This is a genomic window from Mucilaginibacter sp. KACC 22063, assembly GCF_028736115.1.
Lineage (GTDB): Bacteria > Bacteroidota > Bacteroidia > Sphingobacteriales > Sphingobacteriaceae > Mucilaginibacter.
In genome coordinates, this window is the sequence record NZ_CP117877.1 from 3,811,707 (window position 1) to 3,835,304 (window position 23,598).

The following is a 23,598-nucleotide window of genomic DNA, read 5'->3' on the forward strand; positions in this document are numbered from 1 at the left end:
TTGTCTGATAATGTATAAAGGCTACCGCAAGGGTACCGCAGAACTATAAATACTAATACTATGAAACGTTTGACTTTTATAGCCATTTTAATGGCTGCAATATTTAGCCTTAATGCAAATTCTGCAAAAGCACAAGTAGGTGTTCACGTTGGTTTAAGCTTCGGTACACCATATTACTATCACCCACGCGCAGTATATGTGGCCCCGCCGCCACCAGCACCGGTTTATTATTCAGAGCCAGCATACTGTCCGCCGCCCAGACCTTACTATTATGGTCCACGCCGCGTAGTGGTTGTTAACCGTCCTTATTATTATGGTCCACGCCGTGTGGTAGTAGTGAACCGCTACCGTGGTTATTACCGCAGATGGTAAGCGAATTTTGATTATCAGTTAGATTAAATACAAGCGCCCTTTAACAAAAGTTAAGGGGCGTTTTTTTATGTACTAAAAAAGCCTTCCCGGATGGGAAGGCTTAAACTATTCAATCCGAACTATTCTGTATAAAATTAGAAGGTATATCTTACACCGAACTGCATTTGCCAGCGTGAAGCGAAGTAATCTGTAGAGTACTTGGTTGAAGGCGCAGCGAATGTATATTTAGGATAAAATGCTACGTTTCCGTTCTTTACATAGTTACCAGCGCTTGCAGTGTTATTAGGTGAAGTAGTAGTATTGCCAACTGGCGTTAAACCGATGAACGATGTTGAGTTGTAAGTGTTAGGAGAGAAATAATAGTGACCCCAATCTTTGTTCAACAGGTTGGTTAGGTTAACAATATCGTAAGTAAAGGTAATTACGTGTTTGTGTTTACCCTCACCGATTTTGAAATCCTGAGCATAACGGAAGTCAAGGTTGTTATTCCATGGAGTGAAAGCACCGTTACGTTCAGTGAATTGACCGCGACGAGATTTCAGGTATTTGTCGCCATCAATAAAGGCATCGAAAGCAGCAGCTTGCTGTGCAGCAGTTGCACCACCTGCAATGTTATTAAAGAAGTTAACTGTTTCGCCAACTTTTGGAATGTAGGCTAAGCTAACTTGCTGTCCGGTACCGTTGATTGGGTTTGGAACGAAACCATAAGTATATGGGTTACCAGACTGTGCGCTGAAGAACAGGGTAAAGTTTGCAGTGTATTTTTTAGCTGCATCCCAGTTAACCATGTAGTTAAGCGTTGAAACGATACGGTGACGGATATCAAAGTTAGAGTTAGCTGCCTGTGGGTTGTTAGGGCTTAAAGCCTGGTTCAACTGCCAGTTAGACTCCATTGAGTTACGGATACCGTTAGTTACGTCTTTAGAGTGACCGTAAGTATAAGCTACACTAAAGTTTAAGTTACTTTTTGCATCAAGCACAAATAATTTGGCAATCTGAGCTGTTAAGCTGTAACGATAGCCTTGGTTAGTGTTTGATAATAAGTATGCGTTGGTATAAGAAGAGTTGATCGCTTGTGTAGTACCAGTGTTAGCAGCGTTTGGCACAGCGATGTAAATCGGCTGCTGTTTGTTAACGTCATAAGGGTAATAAGTAACGTTATCAACCGTATTGATCTGCTGGAACTTTAAGTCGCGCATTACTTTAGTGTAGATACCCTCTAAAGTAAATTTCCACTGATTATCGGTAGCGTAATCAACAGCTAAACTGCTTCTCCAAACGCGAGGCATTTTGAAGTTGTTGTCGATCAAGTCAACCTGAGTTGGGCCACTTGCAGAAGTATTTGCACCTTGTTGGTTAACAAAGTTTAAACCACCGTTTGTAGGAGCCTGTACAGGGTTAGTACCTGCTACATATGGTTTGTTTGATGATCTTTGGTCAAATGCACCGTAAGTTACACCGTTGTTGTAGAAAGCATAACCGAACCATGCAAATGGTACACGACCGGTGAATAAACCAGAACCACCACGCAGAATAACGCTTTGATCGCCATTGATATCATAGTTAAATGATACACGTGGGTTAATGTCAACATTGTTCAGGTATTTATTCTGTACATCCTTTGGCTTGGTGTAAGTATAAGTAGTACCGTAGTTAGGGTCAACAGTTGCGTTAGTAGTTTTAGTACTTAACGGTTGTTTGTTAGGCAAATCTGCATAATCGAAACGTACACCTGCTGTCAACTTGAAGTTATCAGTTAACTGCATTTCATCCTGACCGTATAAGCTTAACAAGTTAACCTTGAACTGTGCTGATGGATTAGAAAGAATGTAATCGCGGTTATTGTCTGTATAATTATAGTTTGCCCTAACACGGCTTGGGTTATTGTTAAGGAAGTTTGCAATGCTGCTGTAAGCAACACGGCCGTTCCATGAGTTTACGAAGTTGTAAGTGATATCATAAAACTCGTTGTGTGTACCAAATGTAAAGGTGTGTTTGCCTTTAACCCAGGTAAGGTTATCAGTAAACTCAGCTGTTTTCTGGTGCATATCAAAGATAGCAGCCTCACGGTCGGTACCCAGGAAGATAGTAGAAGGACCATTGGTGATCTCTATCTGTGGAACACCTGGGTTTGAAAGCGGGTCACGGTAATCGTGAACGTTTGAATAACCCAGTAATAAGCTGTTATTTAAGGTATTTGAAAATCTTGATTTTAACTCGGCAACTGTTGAATTTGAGTTATTATGCGATACATAGTCAATCCCTTTAAAGCGGAAAGTAAGGTTATCGCGCTCAAGGTTAGTCGCATCAGAACGAATATAGTTGTTACGGATAGTTAACTGGTTATGATCGTCAATGTTCCAGTCTAAACGGTTAAAGAATTTATCCGAGTTTGAATAGATGCTGGTGTTATCATAAGTACCTGCATCTAAGCCAGTGTATTGATTATACTTTTGTGCAATGGCTTGTGCCTGCGCTAAAGTTACCGGTGAGTTAGCAGTACCTGCACCTAAGATCACCGGATCCTTTCTGCGGTTGATCTCTTCGTTGGTGAAGAAGAATAATTTATTCTTGATGATTGGGAAACCTAAACGGCCACCGATCTGGTAGTCATGAAAATCAGAAGGCTCTTTAGTAAAATCGCCACCTGCTTTGTTAGCACCTACAAATGTAGCATTACGGCCAAAAGAGTAGAATGAACCTGAAACATCATTTGTACCGCTGCGGGTAACCGCGTTGATAGAACCACCTAATACGTTACCGATCTTAATATCGTAAGGAGCTACATATACCTGTATGTCCTGTATCGCATCCATTGATACCGGATTGGTACGTGTGCTGCTTCCCACCTGTCCAGAAGTATTAGTTTGGCCACCTAATGAAGGGCTGAAACCAATCGCATCATTATTAATGGCACCGTCAAGCGTTACGTTGTTGTAACGGAAGTTAGTTCCCTGGAATGAGTTGTTGCTGCTTTGCGGAGTAGTACGGGTTAAATCCTGGAAGTTACGGTTGATAGAAGGTAACGTACGGATTTGGTTTTGATTGATACGGGTACCAGCACCTGTGCGGGTACCGCCTGCTGTACCACGTACGGTAACTTCTTTCAGCGCAGTAGTTTCATCAGCCAGCTGGAAGTTAAATTGTACGCTTCCTAAGTTTAAGGTAATACCGTTACGTTCTTCCTTACGGTAACCGATAAAGGTTGCTGTAATGGTGTAAGGGCCACCCGGGTTAACGTTTGGCAGCGTATAGCGGCCATCGGCGTTGGTTTGTGTACCATAGCGGGTACCAGTACTGGTGTTTACAACCGAGATGGTAACACCTGGCATATTTGCACCTTTTGAATCAATTACTTTACCTGAAAGCGTAGCTGTAGTAAGCTGCGCGTTTGCCGGTCGAACGAAACAAACAAACAGTAGAGAAAAGATGATTAAGTAGAGCTTCTTCATTTGTGATCAATTTGAGCACAAAGGTTCAGCAATTGTATTAAGTCAATGTTAACACAAGATTATCTTTACTCCGATAGATGAACCATCTCTTAACAATAGGTTCAAATTTTTACGCCAATAGCCTTAGCAGGAAATGAAATTAACCATAAAGGAAGCATAAATAGCGATTTAAACAGTGCCAAATGCTTTTTTTGAAAAATGCTAAGCAGGATAAGCCCTGATACAACCGCAATGGAAACATAGATGATCCAGGCATTGGCTGCAAGATAAATCTGCATTCTGGATACCTGGTAAGAAATAATAAAAGTAAGGATTAGCAAAAAATAAGACAGTACCGGCGATTTTTTCAACCAAAAATAAATGATCCCGGCTATAAAGAAAGAAGCCCAGTTAATATAACCGATGTAATTACCGAGCCATTTAAATGACGGAAACGGGATGACCCAGCATACCCCCATTAAGCCGAAATAAAATAAAATGAGCAGCAAGGCAATTATAATACGTGCGCCAACCGCCGGAAGCTTTATCGTATACTCCTCAAAATAAACATCAATGGGGCGCTTAGCCCCATCAACGTTTTTAGTAATATTCTTTTTTGTGCTTGTTTTCAAATTAACAATAATTTAAAGTCCATCCCCTAAAGGATGGATATACCTGATTGTTATTTAGCAAAAGCTACCGAACGGGTTTCCCTGATTACAGTAACCTTGATCTGACCCGGATAGGTCATTTCTGTTTGAATACGGTTAGAGATATCAGCCGCCAGAATTTCTGACTGCGCATCACTCACTTTTTCGCTTTCAACAACTACACGCAATTCGCGACCAGCCTGTATTGCGAAGGTTTTTTCAACGCCTGGGTAAGATAACGCTAACTCTTCCAGTTCTTTTAAGCGTTTGATGTAGCTTTCAACCACCTCGCGGCGTGCACCCGGACGAGCGCCTGAGATAGCGTCACAAGCCTGTACAATCGGTGAGATCATTGATGTCATCTCTATCTCGTCGTGGTGAGCGCCAATAGCGTTACATACTTCCGGGTGTTCTTTATATTTCTCTGCCAGCTGCATACCTAAAATTGCGTGTGGCAATTCAGGGTTATCATCAGGCACTTTACCAATATCATGCAGTAAGCCTGCACGTTTGGCCAGTTTTACGTTAAGGCCCAATTCGGCAGCCATAGTTGCGCAGAAGTTAGCAACCTCGCGCGAGTGCTGTAAAAGGTTTTGCCCGTAAGATGAACGGTAACGCATACGGCCAACCATACGGATCAGTTCGGGATGCAGGCCGTGTATACCTAAGTCAATCACGGTACGCTCGCCTATTTCAACAATCTCTTCTTCTATCTGCTTTTTGGTTTTAGCAACCACCTCTTCAATACGTGCAGGGTGGATACGGCCGTCGGTCACCAGACGGTGCATCGCTAAACGTGCAATCTCGCGGCGAACCGGGTCAAAGCCTGAAAGAATGATAGCTTCAGGAGTATCGTCAACAATAATTTCTATACCGGTAGCTGCTTCTAAAGCACGGATGTTACGCCCCTCACGGCCAATGATACGTCCTTTGATCTCATCATTCTCGATATTAAATATCGAAACGGTGTTTTCGATAGCGCTCTCTGTAGCTGTACGCTGTATGGTTTGTATTACAACCTTTTTAGCTTCTTTGGTAGCAGTCAGTTTAGCTTCGTCAACAATATCCTTGATCTGCATCATGGCTTTGGTACGTGCCTCTTCGCGCAGGGTATCTACCAGCTGGTTCTTAGCTTCTTCGGCTGTAATACCGGCAATGGTTTCCAGCTGCTGTACATGCTGCTGTTTAAGCGCCTCAACTTCTTCCTGCTTTTTAACCGCAGCTTCAGTCTGGCGTTCTAAATTTTTACGCAGGTTATCCAGCTCGCTGTCTTTACGATTAGCGTTTTCCAGCTTTTGGTTCAGCGACTGCTCTTTTTGCTTGATTGAGTTTTCGCGCTGATTAAGGCTATTATTTTTTGAATTTACTTCCTGCTCGTGCTCGGCTTTAAGCTGTAAAAACTTCTCTTTTGCTTCGAGTAATTTATTTTTCTTTAATATCTCCGCGTTGTTCTCAGCATCTTTTAAGATCTTCTTAACTTTATTCTGAGCTGATATTTCCTGTTCTTTAAATAGTTTCCGGAGTAAAAAACGGCCGATGACAATCCCGATGATGATGCCTACCAACAGCCCGATGATGATATAAAGTATGTCCATAATGGTTGTGTATATATATAAAAAAACCGCAAGTAAATTTTAAGTGCCAGTATCATAGCTTTAACACCGGTTATTAGTGTGCTTACGACATATACCCCTGCCGCTTACATACCATAACCAGGCATTTTGCCTGTGGTAGTGAAACTTAAAATTTAACCGCGGTTAAATTTGCTCTTGTATGTAAAGAACGTTATTACTTCGAGAAAAAGCCAGTTAGTAATTGGTCTAAACGGTAAATACCGTCTGCAACTTCCGTATCTTCAACCGTAACTTTACGTTCTACCCTTAATGATTCGGTTGCGTAATGCAATACCGCCATCGACAGCAGATCCTGTTTGTCCCTTACCGCATAGTTTTCCTGATATTCTTTCAAACGATCGTTTATCAGCTTAGCAGCACGGCGTATAATTTCCTCTTCCTCCATGTTTACCTTTAATGGGTAAACGCGGTCAGCAATATTTATTTTTATTGAGATTTCTCCCATTGAGCTTGTTCACTTATTTGCCTTACCTTTTTAGTAATGCAATACACTTGTCAATTTCACGCACAAATTCGTTAATTTTTTGCTTTATGTCAAGGTTTTTTTCATCAGTGTCTGAAAACGACCTGGCCATCTTCAGTACACGAAGCCTTTCATCAAGCTCTGTATTTATGTTTTTACTATCTGCTAATGAAGCTTTTAAAGCTTCACGCTCGTTTTTAAGCAGATCATTTTCATGCTGCAAAGCCTGGCAAAGCTCAATTAAGCGCTCTGTTTTCGCTGTTACATTTGCTAATTGTTCTGCTACTGAGGCCATTTAATTTGAATATTGAATTAGTGAGTTAATGAATAAGGCTGACTTTAACTTTTAAAACCTTACTAATTCGCTCACTACTTTCTTATCTCCGCTCCTGCTTCTTTTCCTAAGTTATAAATTAATTTTTGCATTATGCCATCAATCGCCTTATCGGTTAAAGTTTTGTCTTCATCTTGTATAACAAAGCTTAACGCATAAGACTTTTTACCGGCAGGTAGTTTATCACCCTGGTAAACATCAAACACACCTACATCTTTCAATAGCTTGCGTTCTGTTTTTTGGGCAATCTGTTTCAACTGGTTAAAAGTAACCGCTTTATCTACCAGCATTGATAAATCGCGGCGTACGGCAGGGAACTTTGATACCTCTTGGTACACAATGGTATTCTTTTGCACCAACTGTAAAATCAGGTCGAAGTTAAACACCGCGTAAAAAACTTCGCTATCCACATCGGCCTTTTTAAGCGCAGCAGCACTTACTGCACCAAATTTCACCAATTGCTTACTTCCGCGGAAATTGTATTGAAGTCCGTAAGCCAGTTCATCATCGCTAATATCCTCAATCACATAATCTTTCAGGTTAAGCCTGTCTATCAGTTCGTCGACAATACCCTTTAAACTGTAAAATGAAACTGCCTGTGGCTTTTGGTTCCACTGCTCGGCATTGCCATTTCCGCTGATAAAAACAGAGATCTGACGTACTTCGGTATATTTATCTTCCTTAACTCCGTAAACTTTACCGAACTCATAAAACTTAAGGTCGGCATTTTTACGGTTCTGATTATAAGCGATAGCTTCCAAACCTGAATACAACAGGGTTTGGCGCATAATATCCAAATCGCTGCTCAGCGGATTTAGGATCTTAACAGCGCTATCCATATCCGTTGCGTAGGCAGATGCCGTAAGCGAATTGGCCAGCATTTCGTTAAAGCCATTAGCCGTAAGCAGTTCTGAAATAATACGCTGTACAGTATCCTTCTCCGGCTTTACCGATGTATTTAATGAAGCACGTATCTGCGTAGGTATCTCGATATTATTTAAGCCATAGATACGCAACACTTCTTCAATAACGTCAACCTCGCGGGTAACATCTACACGGTAAGCAGGTACAGATAATTGCAAGCCTTCGGCAGATTCCTCTTCTACCTTAATATCCAGCGATTCGATAATCGCTTTCATTTCTGATGCCGGGATATCTTTGCCGATCACCCTGACCGCATTTTTATAGCTGAACGATACCTGAAAAGGCTCTGCCTTAGCCGGGTAAATATCAGATATATCAGATGTTATAGTACCGCCTGCTACTTCTTTAATCAGCATGGCAGCACGTTTAAGCGCAAATACGGTAATATCCGGATCGGTGCCACGCTCAAACCTGAAAGAAGCATCGGTTTTTAAACCATGCCTTTTAGAAGTTTTACGTACAGAAACCGGGTTAAAATAAGCGCTCTCTAAAAACACCTTGGTCGTTTTATCGCTAACGCCTGATGTTGCACCGCCAAATACACCGGCAATACACATTGGCTCGGTATTGTTACAGATCATCAGATCATCTGCGCTGAGTTTGCGTTCAACTCCATCAAGCGTTACAAAAGGCGTTCCTTCGGCGCAGGTTTTAACCACTACCATGTTACCGGTGATCGCATCGGCATCAAAAGCATGCAAAGGCTGGCCCAACTCATGCAGAACATAGTTGGTAATATCAACCACATTATTAATAGAACGTACACCGATAACCGCCAAACGGTCTTTCAACCATTGCGGCGAATCCTGCACGGTAACACCAGAGATAGTCAAGCTGCTGTAGCGGATACAAGCCTTACTTTCTACATCAACAGGTATGGTCAACTCATTATTATCAACAGCAAAAGCGCTTACATCAGGCTTAATGATGTGCGTACGCAGGTATGCGGCAATATCACGGGCACTGCCTAAATGTGATGCGGCATCGGCACGATTAGGTGTAAGGCCAATCTCAAAAAGGTAATCGTCGTTAAGGTTAAAGTAATCCTTAGCTAAAGTGCCTACTGTTACATCCTCTGGCAAAACCATAATACCTGCATGCGATTCGCCAAGGCCAATCTCATCTTCGGCACAGATCATCCCTTCAGAAACTTCTCCTCTTATCTTTGATTTATTAATTTTAAAAGGCTCGCCCTGTAATGGATGCACGGTTGTGCCTACGGTAGCCACAACTACTTTTTGCCCGGCAGCAACATTGGGTGCGCCGCAAACAATCTGCAGGTCTTCGCCTGTGCCTACATCAACGTGCGTAACACGCAGACGGTCGGCGTTAGGGTGCTGTGCACAATCTTTAACATAACCAATTACCAGGCCTTCCAATCCGCCGGGTATAGCCTGCACTTTTTCAAGGCTTTCTACCTCGAGGCCGGTGCTGGTAAGTATCTGCGAAATTTCGGCAGGAGTTTTACTGTTCCCGATAGTTTCCGGGAGAAATTCTTTAAGCCAGTTATATGATATCTTCACTTGTAAACGATGATAATTGGCAAAGATAAGATTTTGCCTGAAATAGGGTTTTTAATTGTTTGTAAGCTTTTCGCACCTTTTAAATTCAAGATGTAACATTTATTTTTTTCATAAGTCTTATCTTTAACACATTAACTTTATTAAATATAAAATGACCAAAACCTTTATGAAACGCCTTGGCCTTTGTGCCGCAGGTGTACTGTCTGTGCTGATGGTTAAAGCACAACCCCGCCTGCCAGAAGGCTATTTCTGGAAAACACTTCCTAATGGCCTGCAGGTAGTAGTTATTGAGAACTCAAAAGTGCCGCTTACTACCATTGAAATTGCGGTTAAAAACGGCGCATACACCGAAGGCCCTGAGTACAGCGGCCTTTCTCACTTGTTTGAGCACATGTTTTTTAAAGCCAACAAAGACTATCCTGACCAGGCTTCGTTTTTAAAACGTACGCAAGAGCTTGGTGCTATCTGGAACGGCACCACCGACGTTGAACGTGTAAATTATTTTTTCACTTTCGATAAAGACAGCCTTAATGCAGGTTTAAAATTCATGAACGCTGCTATCCGTTTCCCGATCTATCGCGAAGAGGATATGAAAAAAGAACGACCGGTTGTTGACGGCGAGTTTCAGCGTGCAGAAAGCAGCCCCGGTTTCCAGATCTGGTATGAAATGCAGAAACACCTTTGGGGCGACCTGATCACCCGCAAAAATCCTATCGGTATCCACGAGATCATTAACACCGCTACCCCAGAAAAAATGATGATCATCAAAGGCAAGTACTATGTACCTAATAATAGCTTGCTTACCATTTGTGGTGATGTTAAACACGATCAGGCTTTTGCCATGGCTGAAAATATTTTTGGCAGCTGGGAAAGCACCGGAGAAGATCCCCATAAAAAATACCCGATCCCTGATTTTAAGCCGCTTACAAAAACGGAATACTTTATAAAAGAATCGTCAATTGCGCAAGCTCCTTATATGCTGTTCTCATGGCAGGGCGCTGCCTTCAAAACAGATTCGGCATCAACCATTGCTGCTGATGTTTACAGCACCATTTTAGGTTTAAACTCATCAAAACTGACCCAGGCTTTAGTTGACAAAGGCTTGGCAACAGCAGTATCATTTGGCGAAGGCACCACGCATTACACCAGCGAAGCTGATCTTTATATTTTACCTAACCCTAACAAATTGAAAGAGTGCTATGACGAGGTGATGCACCAGATCAGTATGTTTGGTAACGCTGATTATTATACTGATGAGCAGCTTAAAGATGCAAAGGCGATATTACTGCGTAACAGCATTCGCGCAAAAGAGAAACCATCATCATTACCAAGCCAGTTAAGCGCACAATGGTGCAGTACTTCTCTTAACTATTTTACAGACCTTGACAGTAACTACCAGAAAGTTACCCGTGCCGATATCGATCGTTATGTAAAAACTTACCTGGTTGGCAAGCCAATGGTTGCCGGTATGATACTGAAACCTGAACTAAGCAAACAAACTAACGCGGCAACATTTTTCGTAGCCAAATAACACTTATCACTGATATGAAAAAGAAAATATTGATGCTGCTGGTAGCAGCAACCCTATATAACCTGAAGCCAGCTATGGCCCAGAAACCAGCGTACGAAATGATGGTTGAAGGGGTTAAAGTGATTGTACAGCCAAGCGGCAACGGCATTGTAGATATACAAACAGCTATAAAAGGTGGTGTACAGAATTACCCTGCCGATAAACAGGGCATTGAATCATTGACCATGAACTGCCTTACCGAATGCGGCACCACCAAGCATGATAAAAACACGTTTAAAAACATGCTTGATAAGGTAAGCGCACAGGTTTACAGCAGTACTTATAAAGATTATTCGGTATTAAGCATGAACTGTATCAAAACCGATTTTGATACAGTTTGGCCGCTGTATGTTGAAGCTTTAAAAGACCCTGCTTTTGATCCTAAGGAATTTGCCCGTGTAAAGCAGGATGCTATTACTGCGCTTCAGGCCAATGAATCACAGCCAGATGCCTCTATCAATACTTACGCAAATAAGGTAGCTTTTGCAGGCCGGGATTACGCTAAAAACCCTAACGGTACTGCAGAGATCATGAAAACACTTACGCTGGAAGATGTAAAAAACTACTATAAATCGGTGTTTTTAAAATCCCGCCTCACAATTGTTATTGTTGCCGATCTGGACAAATCTGAGATCGAAAGCAAGGTAAAAGCACTTTTAACCGGTGTTAAAGCAGGCTCGCCTTACCAGCTTAAAAAATCATTTTTCAGAGTGTACAAAAACACCTTCGCATCAGAGCCTAAAGAATTAGCTACTAATTACATTGTTGGTATTACCAGCGGACCAGAGCCGGGCACACCTGATTATGATGCTTTCCTGGTAGCTATGCGTATATTTTATGACCGCCATTTCCTGGAAGTACGTACCAACAACGGCCTTTCTTATGCCCCAGGTGCTACTTTTAACAACGGCAGCCTATCTTATGCTAAATTTACTGTATCAACTACTCAACCCGACAAATACATCAGTGTATTTGACCAACTGGTTGATAAAGTAAAACACCAGGGCTTTACCAATGATGAGGTAAAAAACATGAAAGCCACTTACCTTACCAGCTTCTATTACAAACAAGAAACCAACGGTGCGCAAGCCAGTTCAATGCTTTCAAACGAGGTTATTCATAATAACTGGAAAAGGTCATTAACCCTTGCTGATGATGTAAAGAAATTGACCACTAACCAGGTGAGCGATGCTTTCCGTAAATATATTGGCAACATTGTTTGGGTTTACCAGGGCGATACCAAAAAAGTTAACCCGTTATTATATACCAATGGCACACTAAATAAAGCAGATAATCCTGTGAGCCATTAATTACAGAAATTTTACGTTCATAATAAATAAGGCATTGATATTTCTTCTTAATTTGGAAGAAAATCGATGCCTTATTTATTATGAAAACAATCAGACCTTATTTATTAATAATTTTTGCTGTCCTGTTTTTTACCACAGCTTACGCACAAACAGACACACTATTCACCAACAACCAGAAAATAGCCTGCGTTGTAAAAGAAATTACACCAGATGCCGTAAAATATATCTATCCCGGCGAAGAGGTGATCAATTCTGTTTACAAAAACAGTGTAGAGAAAATTATTTTCAAAAGCGGGCGCGTACAGGTATTTAACGAAGCAAAATCATACAAGCCTGTAAACAGCATAACTGATTTTCCGAATGTAGAAACCACCATACTGGAAAGTGAGATACAAGGCCTTGTAAAACTTGGCGAGGTAAATGCCAAAGCAAAAGGGACTACTGTGTATTCGAGCCAGACCCGCGTACGCGACAGGGCTTATAAGAAGCTTAAAACCCAGGCAGCCATGATGGGTGGCAATGTTATACTGTTAACTAACCAGAGAAGCGAGGGCAACAAGTATAATGATTACGGAAGCTTCACTACCGAAACTTACTTAACAGGCGTAGCCTACAGCAGCAAACCATTAAATATGGAAGACTTTAAGGCGCTGTTAAGAGATGTTAAAGAATTCCCTGTGATATTAAACTACGAGATAGGCACCAATGACAGTGAATTTGACACGAAAGATGCAGGCGCTATATTTACGTTGACAGAAGTAACCAACCAAAATGGTGTTATTACGTTAACCGGCAGCCTGAAAGGCGAAAAAGACATTGATACTTTTCAGCTGGCCAGCTTTAATGACAAAACTTTCAGCTTATTTTATAAGAAGAAAAACGACTATCATAACATCGTTTTAACCACACCTATTAAATTGTAAGCAATTCAATGCGCTTTCTGTAAAGGGAGCGCATTACTTTCCTTGCACAATTTGTTCAGACAAGCTAACCCTGTTCCTTCTTCTGTACCATATCTCTCCTAAATGCCGCGTAGGCACACGGTCGCCAAGCAGTTTGCCCCACGGTTTAAGATCATCTATACGGTCAAAAATAATTTTTAAAACCGCTACAAAAGGCACAGATAAAAACATACCTGCAATACCCCACAAAGCGTTTCCCAACAATACGATTACGATTGATATCAAGGCATTGATCTGCACCTTAAAAGATACCACCCTCGGGAAAACAATATTGTTATCAATGAACTGTATAATGATATAGGCGATAACAATACCCAATTGGGTTGAATAGCCATCTTTGGTGATAGTAGCCATAAGTACCGGCAAGGCAATGGCAATTAGCCCCCCAATGTAAGGCAACACATTTAATATAGCCCCGATTACACCAAGCAATATGCCATACTTAACGCCCAGCAACATCAAAGCAATAGAATTCAGGATGGCTACGATTACCATTTCTATCAGTAAACCCACAATGTAGCTTTGTATGGCCGACTTGGTTTCTTTAAGGATCTCCGCTACCCGTGCCGAGTTTTCTTCTGAAAACACTTCGTAAAGAAAATTAACAATAAGGGTTTTATAAAACAAGATCATGAAGGTGTAAACCGGTATCAGGAATACGATGCTCAAAGTACCCAACAATGTACCCAGTGTACGGCCAACAAGTTTATTACTTCCGTTAAGTGCGTTTTTTATAAATGCTACCTGCTTTTGTGTTTCTATACCAAAATGCGCGTAAACCCATCCCTCCAGGTCTGTGATCAATTCACCGAACTTTTGTTTAATAGCCGGCAGCGATGCGCTGAATGAGATCATCTGCGACGACATAAAATACAATATGGCTGCAACAGTAATAAATGCCAACAATAGCGAAATAATAATAGCTGCAACTTTTGGAATGCGGCGCTGCTGCAACCAGTTACAAAGCGGATTAAGTAAAGTAGCTATGAGTAACGCAAATGCTAAAGGCACTAATATATCGCCAAGCATGCTTAAGGCATATATAAATAAGATTAAACCGAATAAGATTACGGTTGACTTAAGATAAAAGGGGTACTCTCTGACTGGCATGGGATAGTTTTACTACCCTATGAATAATTAATTTATGCAGAATGTTTTAAATTAATAAGAAAGGAAAAGTCCCACTTTGATAGGTGGGACTTTTGTAGTATCTACTTTTTAAGTGATAAATCTTTATGTATAAAAGATTAAGCTTTCAGCAAATTCTTCCAGCTTACCAGGTCGCCGATAATTTTATCTAACTGGTCGGCAGGGACACGCTCTTGTGCCATGGTATCACGGTGACGAAGTGTTACGGTATTATCTTCCAGCGTTTGATGATCTACCGTGATACAGAAAGGTGTACCAATAGCATCCTGGCGGCGATAACGTTTACCAATAGCATCTTTTTCTTCGTATTGCAGGATGAAATCAAGTTGTAATGATTCCATGATCTCGCGCGCTTTCTCTGGCAAACCGTCTTTTTTAGTAAGCGGGAATATAGCTGCCTTAACCGGTGCAAGGCAAGGGTGCAAGCGCAATACGGTACGGCTATCCTGTTTTTCAGCAGTGCTCAGGTCTTCTTCTTCGTAAGCATTGATCAGTGTAAGCAGAAACATCCGGTCTAAACCTATAGAGGTTTCGATCACGTAAGGCACATAATTCTGATTAATCTCCGGATCAAAATATTGCATTTTTTTACCTGAGAATTTTTGATGCTGGCTTAAATCGAAATCCGTACGGCTGTGGATACCTTCTACCTCTTTAAAGCCGAATGGAAACTGATACTCGATATCCACCGCAGCGTTGGCATAATGCGCAAGCTTGGTATGGTCGTGGTAACGGTATTTAGCCTGATCGGTACCTAATGCAAGATGCCATTTTAAGCGGGCTTCTTTCCAGTGCTTATACCATTCCATTTCTGTACCAGGGCGAACGAAGAACTGCATTTCCATCTGCTCAAACTCACGCATACGGATAATGAACTGGCGGGCAATTACTTCGTTACGGAAGGCTTTACCGATTTGTGCGATACCGAAAGGTATTTTCATACGGCCAGACTTTTGCACGTTCAGGAAGTTGACAAATATACCCTGGGCAGTTTCGGGGCGCAGGTAAATCACATCTGCATCATCAGCAACGGCCCCCATCTGTGTACTGAACATCAGGTTAAACTGGCGAACGTCTGTCCAGTTGCGGGTACCGCTTACCGGGCAGGCAATTTCGTGCTCAATAATCAGGTCGCGTAAACGGGTCAGGTCGTCAGCCTTTAAAGCTTCGTCAAGATCCTTTTGTAAAAGCTCTGCTTTATCGGTTTTACCGTCGGTATCGTAACGAGCGATCTTGTCTTCTAACAACTGATCGGCGCGGTAACGTTTTTTCGAATCCTTATTATCGATCATGGGATCGTTAAAGCCGCCTACATGGCCGCTTGCTTCCCATATCTTAGGATGCATAAATATGGCAGAATCAATACCTACAATGTTCTGATTCATTTGAACCATTGATTTCCACCAGTAAGTTTTGATATTATTTTTCAATTCGGCACCAAACTGGCCATAATCATAAACGGCGCTAAGGCCATCATATATTTCGCTTGACGGGAACACAAAGCCATACTCTTTGGCATGGGCAATCACATTCTTAAATAATTCGTCGGTTGTTTTGCTCATAACGGTGTAAAGATATGATTTAGTCCGAAAGTCGGGAAGTATGTAAGTCAGAAAGTCAATGGTAATGAAATCCGATGAGCGGTGTTATGTTCAGGCTCTCACAGTATAAGGCTAGGCAGCTGCATCCTTCGACCGGCTCAGGATGACCCTCTTAATATATTGAAGTGCTTTTAGCAGACTTTGTCATGCTGAGCCCGTCGAAGCATCTCTTTATATTCAGCGTCATCCTGTCCAAAGGACTCCTTCGGAGAACTTGTTTCAGGATCCACACAATATTCAAACGAATCACGTTCTTGCATTTGAGATGCCGAAACAAGTTCGGCATGACTTTCGGACTTCCCTACTTATTACTACTTTTACCGCTAATGAGTATCCGGGTTGAGGAATTAACAAAAATTTATGGCGAGCAAAAAGCCGTTAACAGTATAAGCTTTACGGCAGAACGTGGAGTAACGGGTTTCCTGGGGCCAAACGGCGCAGGTAAGTCCACTACCATGAAGATACTTACTGGTTTTATACCGCAAACTTCGGGCAAAGCTACCGTTGCCGGTTTTGATGTCAGCACCCAGTCGTTCGACGCACGAAAACATATTGGCTACCTGCCCGAAAGCAACCCGCTGTATTTGGATATGTATGTAAAAGAATCGCTGACATTTGTAGCGGGCATACACCAGATCCCATCCCCTGCTGAACGTATTGCCGAAGTAATTGAGTTGACAGGCTTAACGCCCGAACAGCACAAAAAAGTAGGGCAGCTTTCAAAAGGCTATCGCCAGCGTGTGGGTTTGGCACAAGCCATACTGCATGATCCGCAGGTACTGATCCTGGATGAGCCAACATCCGGACTGGATCCAAATCAGCTTATTGGAATACGCCAGTTAATCACAGAACTGGGCAAAAGCAAAACCATTATCCTCTCGACCCATATTATGCAGGAAGTTGAGGCCGTTTGCGACCGCGTTATCATTATTAATCGCGGGAACATTGTAGCCAATAACAGCCTTATCCAATTACGTGCCAATCACGACGGCCAATCGCTCGAAAACATATTTATTAAACTTACCAACCAGCCGCAACCTGTACAATAAACGTACTGTAAATGCGTATCTGCATAAACTTTCATCATGAAGTACCCCTTACTATTCTTATTTACTTTCTTAGTCGTTTCGATCTCACATGCACAAGACCGTTCTCCGGTGGCCATAAGTGCCGGTTTTGAACTCGGCTTACCCAGTCAGAGCATTTACAGTGTAGGCTTGGGCGGCTCCCTTAAAATTGAAGTACCGGTATCCGGCAAGTTTGCTATTACGGCAACAGGCGGCATTACCAGCATGACTTATAAAAGCGCATTTGTGGCCAATTTTAACACACATGGCAGCGACACCTTTGTTCCGTTGAAAGGCGGTGTGAAATATTACCTTGGCCCTAACTTTTATGCCGAAGGCGAAATGGGTGCTGCTATTGAAACCGCGCATGAGAAACGCTCGCTGTTTGCCTATTCTATAGGACCGGGCTTCTTGCTGCCATTAGGCAACGGCAAAACCGGCGTAGACTTTAGCTTCCGTTACGAAAGCTGGTCTGAGCATGACCTACGCCAAACGGGCCTTAGGGTAGCTTATAAGTTTGGGTTGTAGTGCCTCACCCCCAACCCTCTCCAAAAGAGAGGGAGTTGAATTATTTAATAATGACAGCAAAGCAGCTTCTGTACGAAAGCCGGTAGATCTGACGCGAAGGCTTTGCAGCGATTCCAGGATCGGACGGCTTTGCAGGCAAGCCCAGTGTGACAAAGAAGCCTTTTTGCTGTCTTGGCATTTTGGTTACTTTGTGGCTAAAACAAAGTAACAAGGCTTAGCGCCGATTAAGCGGAAAAGTATAATCTGCAATATTTGTTATTTTAGCAATCAAAAACTTGTTTACAGTTTCTAACTCATGCTCACCATACTAAAAAAAGAAATAACACTCTATCTAAGCTCAATGGTGGCATATATTACCATTGGCGTGTTCCTTATTGTACTTGGGTTATTTCTGTGGGTATTCCCAGATACAAGCATATTAGAATACGGCTATGCAAGTTTAGAAAGCCTTTTTAACACCGTCCCTTACCTGTTTATGTTTCTTATCCCCGCCATTACCATGCGGTCACTGGCAGAGGAACGGCGGGAAGGAACGTTTGAGCTGTTAGCTACCCGCCCGCTTACTTTCGGGCAGATCATCCTTGGTAAATACTTTGCCTGTGTGCTACTGGTACTGTTTGCCCTGTTGCCAACGTATGTCTATTACTATTCGGTAAGTGTATTAGGTAATCCGCAGGACAATATAGATACCGGGGCTGTTATTGGTTCATACATCGGGTTATTCTTATTAGGCTCATCCTTCGTTGCTATAGGTTTGTTTGCTTCTGCCCTAACCAAAAACCAGATCATTGCATTCACTATCGCTGTATTTCTGTCGTTCTTTGTTTACAGCGGATTCGATTCATTAAGCCAGTTACTCTCTTTACAGAATGTTGGCATAGAGCAGGTTGGCATCAGTGCACACTATGCTTCGGTAAGCCGTGGCGTATTGGATACCCGCGACTTGTTCTACTTTATAGCCTTAACGGCATTCTTTATCCTGCTGGCACTGGTAACACTCAAATTACAAATGCAGCGAAAGGTGTTTCAGCCCGATACTTATATCTATGCCGCAATTGTAGTTGTGGCCATTATTGCTTCTTGCGTTGGGTTTACCCGTATCGATTTTACCAAAGAAAAGCGCTTTACCTTATCTGATGTAAGCCGTGAGATGATGGATAGCCTGAACACGCCTGTTAAAGTTTCGGTCTACCTGCAAGGCGACAAACTACCTGGCAGTTTTAAACGTTTACAACGCGCCACAGGCGATATGCTAAGCGACATGCAGGCATACAGTCATGGCAAACTGGAATTTCAGTTTGTTGACCCATTAAAAGGATTAAACCAACAGCAACAGGACGAAAGCCTTAAAAATATGGTTGATGGTGGTATTGAACCCACGCAGCTTTCAGTTAAAACAGATGATGGCCTGATCCAAAAGCTGGTTATTCCTGCCGCAGTAATCAACGTTGGCGATGTGCAAGTGCCGGTTAACCTACTGCAACGCCGCATCGGGTTATCAGACGAAGAAGTATTGAACAATTCTATTCAAAACCTTGAGTATGCCTTTTCGTCAGGAATTAAAAAGGCACTTGCAGGTGGCCGGCAGCAAATTGGCATCACAGAAGGGCATAACGAGTTAACCAACCAGCAGCTGGATGGCGCAATTAAAGCTTTGTCAGGCAACTTTGTTGTGGGCCGGCTTAATCTTTCTCAAATTTCATTGGCTGACCTGATCAAAGTTAAAATGCTGATCATTGCCAAACCCGATAAGCCATTTAATGAACTGCAAAAATTTAAGCTGGACCAATATGTTATGCATGGCGGCAAAGTACTGTGGACTATTGACCAGGTAAGCGCCGAGCTCGACAGCCTGCGCGGACACGGTGGCGAACAACTGGCCTTCCCTAAGCAGCTTAATTTGGATGATCAGCTTTTCCGCTATGGGGTGCGCATCAATTACGACCTGATTGCCGATTTAAACTGCACACAAATACCGGTGACTACAGGCAGTATGGGCGGCCAGCCACAAATACAAATGGTGCCCTGGTTATTTTATCCTTTATTGATGCCGATTTCAAAACATCCTATAGTAAAAAATCTGGATGGTATTACAACACAGTTTGTAAGTACAATTGACACCTTACATGTTAAGGGAATTAAAGAAACCGTATTGCTTACCTCATCCCCGTACAACAACAAGGTTTCCGCACCTCACATGCTTTCGTTAGCTGCCATTGAGCAGGAGCCCGACCCAAAAGCTTTTCAAAGCCCACCTAAAAATGTAGCAGTTTTATTAGAGGGTAAGTTTATATCCGATTTCAGAAACAGGTCTGTACCCGAGGGCATGAAAGATCAGGTGATGATTATGCCCGAAAGCCAGCCGACTAAGATGATCGTGATCAGTGATGGAGATATTCTAAAGAACCAGGTTGCAACAGATGGTTCGCCTTATCCTTTAGGTTATGACCATTATAATCATCAAACTTATGGCAATAAAAACCTATTGCTAAACATGGTGGATTATCTTACCGGCGACACCCGTTTAATCACCTTGCGCACCAAAGAATTGCAGATAAGATTACTAAACCGGGCACGTGTACGTAACGAAAAATTATACTGGCAATTGGTTAATAATATACTGCCCCCGGCCCTTGTGTTAATATTTGCTATTTTTCAACATTATGTGAGAAAGCGCAAGTATGCACATTAATTTTTTTACTTTTGAATTGACTAAAACCATCGGGAAATGAGATTTATTGTTTCTACATCAACTCTATTAAAGCAACTACAGTCGGTAAGTGGTGCGTTAAGCAACAGCACCGTACTGCCCATACTGGAAAACTTTTTATTTGAGATCAAAGAAGGAACCCTTACTATATCTGCTACAGACCTGCAAACCAGCATGACTACCTCGCTGGCGGTTGAGGCAAAAGAGAATGGCCGCATTGCTATTCCGTCACGTATATTGTTAGACACCTTAAAATCATTACCAGAGCAGCCGGTGGCTTTTTCTGTTGATGAAAAAACATTTGCTATTGAAATAAATGCAGGTGATGGTAAGTACAAATTAAGCGGCGAAAATGGCGAGGATTTCCCTAAAATCCCTGTTGTTGAAAACGCATCATCAGTAAACCTGCCTGCGTCTGTACTGGCTGAAGCCATTAACAAAACTATTTTTGCAGTAAGTAATGATGAACTTCGCCCGGCTATGACAGGGGTATTCGTTCAGTTATCAGCACAAAACATCACTTTTGTTGCAACAGATGCACACAAACTGGTGCGTTACCGCCGTAAAGATGCTAAGGCTGCAAGTACAACTACTTTCATACTGCCTAAAAAGGCGCTTAACCTGCTTAAATCTTCATTACCTTCTGAAGACGTTAACGTTTCTATCGAATACAATACCACAAGCGCGTTCTTTAAATTTGGCAACATTAACCTGGTTTGCCGCTTAATTGACGAACGTTATCCTGATTATGAGGCTGTTATCCCACAAAATAACACCAACAGGCTTACCATTGACCGTTTGGCATTTTTAGGCTCACTTAACCGTGTGGCTATTTATGCAAACAAAACCACTCACCAGGTAAGGCTGAAAATCAGCGGCAGCGAATTACATATCTCATCTGAAGATATCGATTTTGCTAACGAAGCACACGAGCGTTTAAGCTGCCAGTACGAAGGTGAAGACCTGGAAATTGGCTTCAATGCACGTTTCCTGATCGAAATGCTGAAGAACCTGGCTTGCGAAGAGGTTTCTTTAGAAATGTCGACCCCTAACCGTGCAGGCCTATTATTACCTGTTGGCGGCGACGAAAACGAAGATGTGCTGATGCTGGTGATGCCGGTTATGCTTAACAGCTACGCATAATTAAATAATTTATGATATTTGTAAAGTCCGGACTACACAAAGCCGGACTTTTTTGTTGTACAATAAAAAGCCTTTACTGCGTTATAATGCAGGTAATTAAATGAAACTTTTTGCTGCCTTAATATTAGCTGTATTATTTTTTGCTGGAATAAGTTCCTGCAAAAAGGGATATGACGAAACTGCTGACCTAAATACCAATGCCATACTTAATGTAGTTAACGCTACAGGCGATACTTTAAACTTTTATCTGAATGGCACGCGGCAAAATATCAGCTCCAGTATTTACCCTACAGGCAATACCGGCTATTTGTCTAACTTTATTGTAGGCGCACAAAATTACCAGTTTAAAAAAGCCGGCCACGCCGAAGTGCTTTTCAGCCAAACCATCACGTTAAAAGATTCTATTGCAGCCAGTGCTAAACAGAATGTAGGCGTTTATAACACCTTGTTTTTAACAGGCGAATCGGCAGATAAGTCACTTTTGTTAGAAGATACAACCACTATAACGTCTGCAGATAGCGCACTGGTGCGTTTTGTACATACTGCCGATGGAGCAGGTAACCTGAGTTTAGCGTTTGGTACGGTAACCGGTTTTGCCAATCAGACTTATAAATCGGTAAGTAATTACAAGAAATTTCCCTTTGGACTAACAACAGTTACAGTATTACAAAACGGTCAGCAAATTACAGGCGCCTCGGTTATACTTACCCTTGCTACAAGCAAGTATACATTTTTTGTAAAGGGATTACCCAACGGTACCGGGAAAAACAAATTTCAGTTAGGCTATTTTACCAGATAAATGAAACAGGATAATAACAGCGGGTATGTAATTAATGGTTTTGCTATATTTATCATAGCTTTAATGGTGGTATCGTTCTGGACATCATGCGGGAAAGACAACGTCACCGCTGCAGGAGCCAGTACGCAGATTATGGTTGTAAATGCCAGCCCGGATGATACCAAGATCAATCTTTTCATTAATACACAAAGGCAAAATACGTCTGCTTACTTATACAACAGCACACCTGTTTACGAAGCTTTAAAAGTTGTAGGCCAACCATTACAATTAAGATATAGTACCGGTGTTCAAAAAATTATTGCCACTAACCCAGACAGTACAAAATCAAATGTTAAATACACTTTGTTTTTGACGGGACTTGGAATAAATAAGAAACTTTCAACGATTTTGACTATTGATACCGATTTTACACCCAAAGTTGGCAGTGGTAAAATGCGGTTTGTTAATGCGGCATCAAGCCCCGATGCTTTAGATATATGGGCTAACGGCATAAAGTTATATAATGGTATTGACACCAACCGCTACACAAAGTTTCTTGAAATGCCTGCCGGTAATTATGATATAAAGGTTTATCGCAAAAACGACCTGACAACACTGCTATACGAATTAAATCCTGTTACCGTCGCCGACGGCAAACTGTATTCGTTATTCACCTACGGCATAGCAGGCCGCACAGACACTACAGCATTCACCGCCAAGGTTCTTACAAACAGATAGCCTGATATTGAGCGATATTTATATTTTTGCTGACTAAATATTACAGCCTTGGAAGTTATAAAAAGCCTGATCGACTTTATTCTGCATATAGATAAGCACCTTAGTCCGGTAATTGCACAATACCAGGGCTGGACCTATCTTATCCTTTTTATAATCATTTTTGCTGAAACAGGCTTTGTGGTAACCCCATTCCTGCCCGGCGATTCACTTTTATTTGCCGCAGGGGCATTAATTGCAGCAGGTAATACAGGTTTAAGCATATGGCTGCTGGCGGGGATACTTATCATAGCTGCATTTACAGGCAATACCGTAAATTACATTTTAGGCAATTATCTTGGTGAAAAGGTATTCAAGCCCGAAAATAAGATTCTAAAGCTTGAGTATTACGAACGTACACAAGCCTTTTTTGATAAACATGGCGGCATTGCAGTTATCCTGAGCCGTTTTATTCCTATCATCCGCACTGTTGCACCTTTTGTAGCTGGTGTAGGCCGTATGCCTTTTCTGCGCTACAGTATTTATAATATTATAGGCGGTGCCAGTTGGATCATTCTTTTCCTGTTTGCAGGATACCTGTTTGGCAACCTGCCATTCTTTAAACAACACTTTTCAATTGTAACTATTGCCATTATCTTGGTTTCTGTAGTGCCGATTATTATTGGTGTGATTAAAGACAGAGCGAATAAGCGCAAAGTTTAAACGAGAGGCCAA

19 protein-coding genes are annotated in these 23,598 nt (G+C 42.0%); 11 read left to right on the top strand and 8 right to left on the bottom strand.

The window, feature by feature from the left end; all coding sequences use genetic code 11:
* The first annotated feature begins 60 nt into the window (after positions 1–60).
* The gene (locus tag PQ461_RS16470; RefSeq protein WP_274206624.1) at positions 61–372 is read left to right on the top strand and encodes a hypothetical protein; all 312 of its coding nucleotides are present in this window, start codon (positions 61–63) and stop codon (positions 370–372) included.
* A gap of 134 nt (positions 373–506) precedes the next feature.
* Here PQ461_RS16470 and PQ461_RS16475 read toward each other — a convergent pair whose 3' ends face one another.
* From PQ461_RS16475 to pheT, 6 genes are all read right to left on the bottom strand, one after another.
* Positions 507–3,824, bottom strand: a complete 3,318-nt coding sequence (locus tag PQ461_RS16475; RefSeq protein WP_274206625.1) for a TonB-dependent receptor — start codon at positions 3,822–3,824, stop codon at positions 507–509.
* A 101-nt stretch (positions 3,825–3,925) separates the two neighbouring features.
* Complete coding sequence (locus tag PQ461_RS16480) at positions 3,926–4,435, bottom strand: hypothetical protein (RefSeq protein WP_274206626.1); 510 nt, start codon at positions 4,433–4,435, stop codon at positions 3,926–3,928.
* Between the two features lie 50 nt (positions 4,436–4,485).
* Positions 4,486–6,048, bottom strand: a complete 1,563-nt coding sequence (rny, locus tag PQ461_RS16485) for a ribonuclease Y (protein WP_274206627.1) — start codon at positions 6,046–6,048, stop codon at positions 4,486–4,488.
* Positions 6,049–6,241: 193 nt separating this feature from the next.
* Positions 6,242–6,532 (bottom strand): cell division protein ZapA, encoded by a 291-nt coding sequence (locus PQ461_RS16490; RefSeq protein ID WP_274206628.1) that lies wholly within the window; start codon positions 6,530–6,532, stop codon positions 6,242–6,244.
* 22 nt (positions 6,533–6,554) lie between these two features.
* Positions 6,555–6,845, bottom strand: coding sequence for a coiled-coil domain-containing protein (locus tag PQ461_RS16495; RefSeq protein ID WP_274206630.1), 291 nt, complete (start codon positions 6,843–6,845; stop codon positions 6,555–6,557).
* 74 nt (positions 6,846–6,919) lie between these two features.
* Entirely contained in the window at positions 6,920–9,331 is a 2,412-nt protein-coding gene (gene pheT, locus PQ461_RS16500; RefSeq protein ID WP_274206631.1) for a phenylalanine--tRNA ligase subunit beta, read from the bottom strand.
* Between the two features lie 151 nt (positions 9,332–9,482).
* Here pheT and PQ461_RS16505 point away from each other — a divergent pair, with 151 nt between their 5' ends.
* The 3 genes from PQ461_RS16505 (at position 9,483) to PQ461_RS16515 (ending at position 13,134) form a co-directional block, all read left to right on the top strand.
* Complete coding sequence (locus PQ461_RS16505; RefSeq protein ID WP_274206633.1) at positions 9,483–10,862, top strand: M16 family metallopeptidase; 1,380 nt, start codon at positions 9,483–9,485, stop codon at positions 10,860–10,862.
* A 14-nt stretch (positions 10,863–10,876) separates the two neighbouring features.
* Positions 10,877–12,211 carry a M16 family metallopeptidase gene (locus tag PQ461_RS16510; protein ID WP_274206634.1) on the top strand — a complete coding sequence of 445 codons (1,335 nt, stop codon included), beginning with the start codon at positions 10,877–10,879 and terminating at the stop codon, positions 12,209–12,211.
* An 80-nt stretch (positions 12,212–12,291) separates the two neighbouring features.
* Entirely contained in the window at positions 12,292–13,134 is an 843-nt protein-coding gene (locus PQ461_RS16515; protein WP_274206635.1) for a hypothetical protein, read from the top strand.
* A gap of 33 nt (positions 13,135–13,167) precedes the next feature.
* Here PQ461_RS16515 and PQ461_RS16520 read toward each other — a convergent pair whose 3' ends face one another.
* On the bottom strand, positions 13,168–14,283 hold the full coding sequence (locus tag PQ461_RS16520; protein WP_274206636.1) for an AI-2E family transporter: 1,116 nt from the start codon (positions 14,281–14,283) through the stop codon (positions 13,168–13,170).
* Positions 14,284–14,420: 137 nt separating this feature from the next.
* Positions 14,421–15,884 (bottom strand): glycine--tRNA ligase, encoded by a 1,464-nt coding sequence (locus tag PQ461_RS16525; RefSeq protein WP_274206637.1) that lies wholly within the window; start codon positions 15,882–15,884, stop codon positions 14,421–14,423.
* A 365-nt stretch (positions 15,885–16,249) separates the two neighbouring features.
* Here PQ461_RS16525 and PQ461_RS16530 point away from each other — a divergent pair, with 365 nt between their 5' ends.
* The 7 genes from PQ461_RS16530 (at position 16,250) to PQ461_RS16565 (ending at position 23,586) form a co-directional block, all read left to right on the top strand.
* Complete coding sequence (locus PQ461_RS16530) at positions 16,250–16,972, top strand: ATP-binding cassette domain-containing protein (RefSeq protein WP_274206638.1); 723 nt, start codon at positions 16,250–16,252, stop codon at positions 16,970–16,972.
* 36 nt (positions 16,973–17,008) lie between these two features.
* On the top strand, positions 17,009–17,518 hold the full coding sequence (locus PQ461_RS16535; RefSeq protein ID WP_274206639.1) for a hypothetical protein: 510 nt from the start codon (positions 17,009–17,011) through the stop codon (positions 17,516–17,518).
* A 295-nt stretch (positions 17,519–17,813) separates the two neighbouring features.
* Positions 17,814–20,210: a gliding motility-associated ABC transporter substrate-binding protein GldG gene (gene gldG, locus PQ461_RS16545; protein WP_337993475.1), complete on the top strand. Its 2,397-nt coding sequence runs from the start codon at positions 17,814–17,816 to the stop codon at positions 20,208–20,210.
* A 36-nt stretch (positions 20,211–20,246) separates the two neighbouring features.
* Positions 20,247–21,371: a DNA polymerase III subunit beta gene (gene dnaN, locus PQ461_RS16550; RefSeq protein ID WP_274206640.1), complete on the top strand. Its 1,125-nt coding sequence runs from the start codon at positions 20,247–20,249 to the stop codon at positions 21,369–21,371.
* 100 nt (positions 21,372–21,471) lie between these two features.
* A complete protein-coding gene (locus tag PQ461_RS16555) occupies positions 21,472–22,170 on the top strand; it encodes a DUF4397 domain-containing protein (RefSeq protein WP_274206641.1) in 699 nt (232 codons plus the stop codon).
* Positions 22,171–22,887, top strand: a complete 717-nt coding sequence (locus PQ461_RS16560) for a DUF4397 domain-containing protein (protein WP_274206642.1) — start codon at positions 22,171–22,173, stop codon at positions 22,885–22,887.
* 48 nt (positions 22,888–22,935) lie between these two features.
* Positions 22,936–23,586: a DedA family protein gene (locus PQ461_RS16565; RefSeq protein WP_274206643.1), complete on the top strand. Its 651-nt coding sequence runs from the start codon at positions 22,936–22,938 to the stop codon at positions 23,584–23,586.
* The last annotated feature ends 12 nt before the right edge of the window (positions 23,587–23,598 follow it).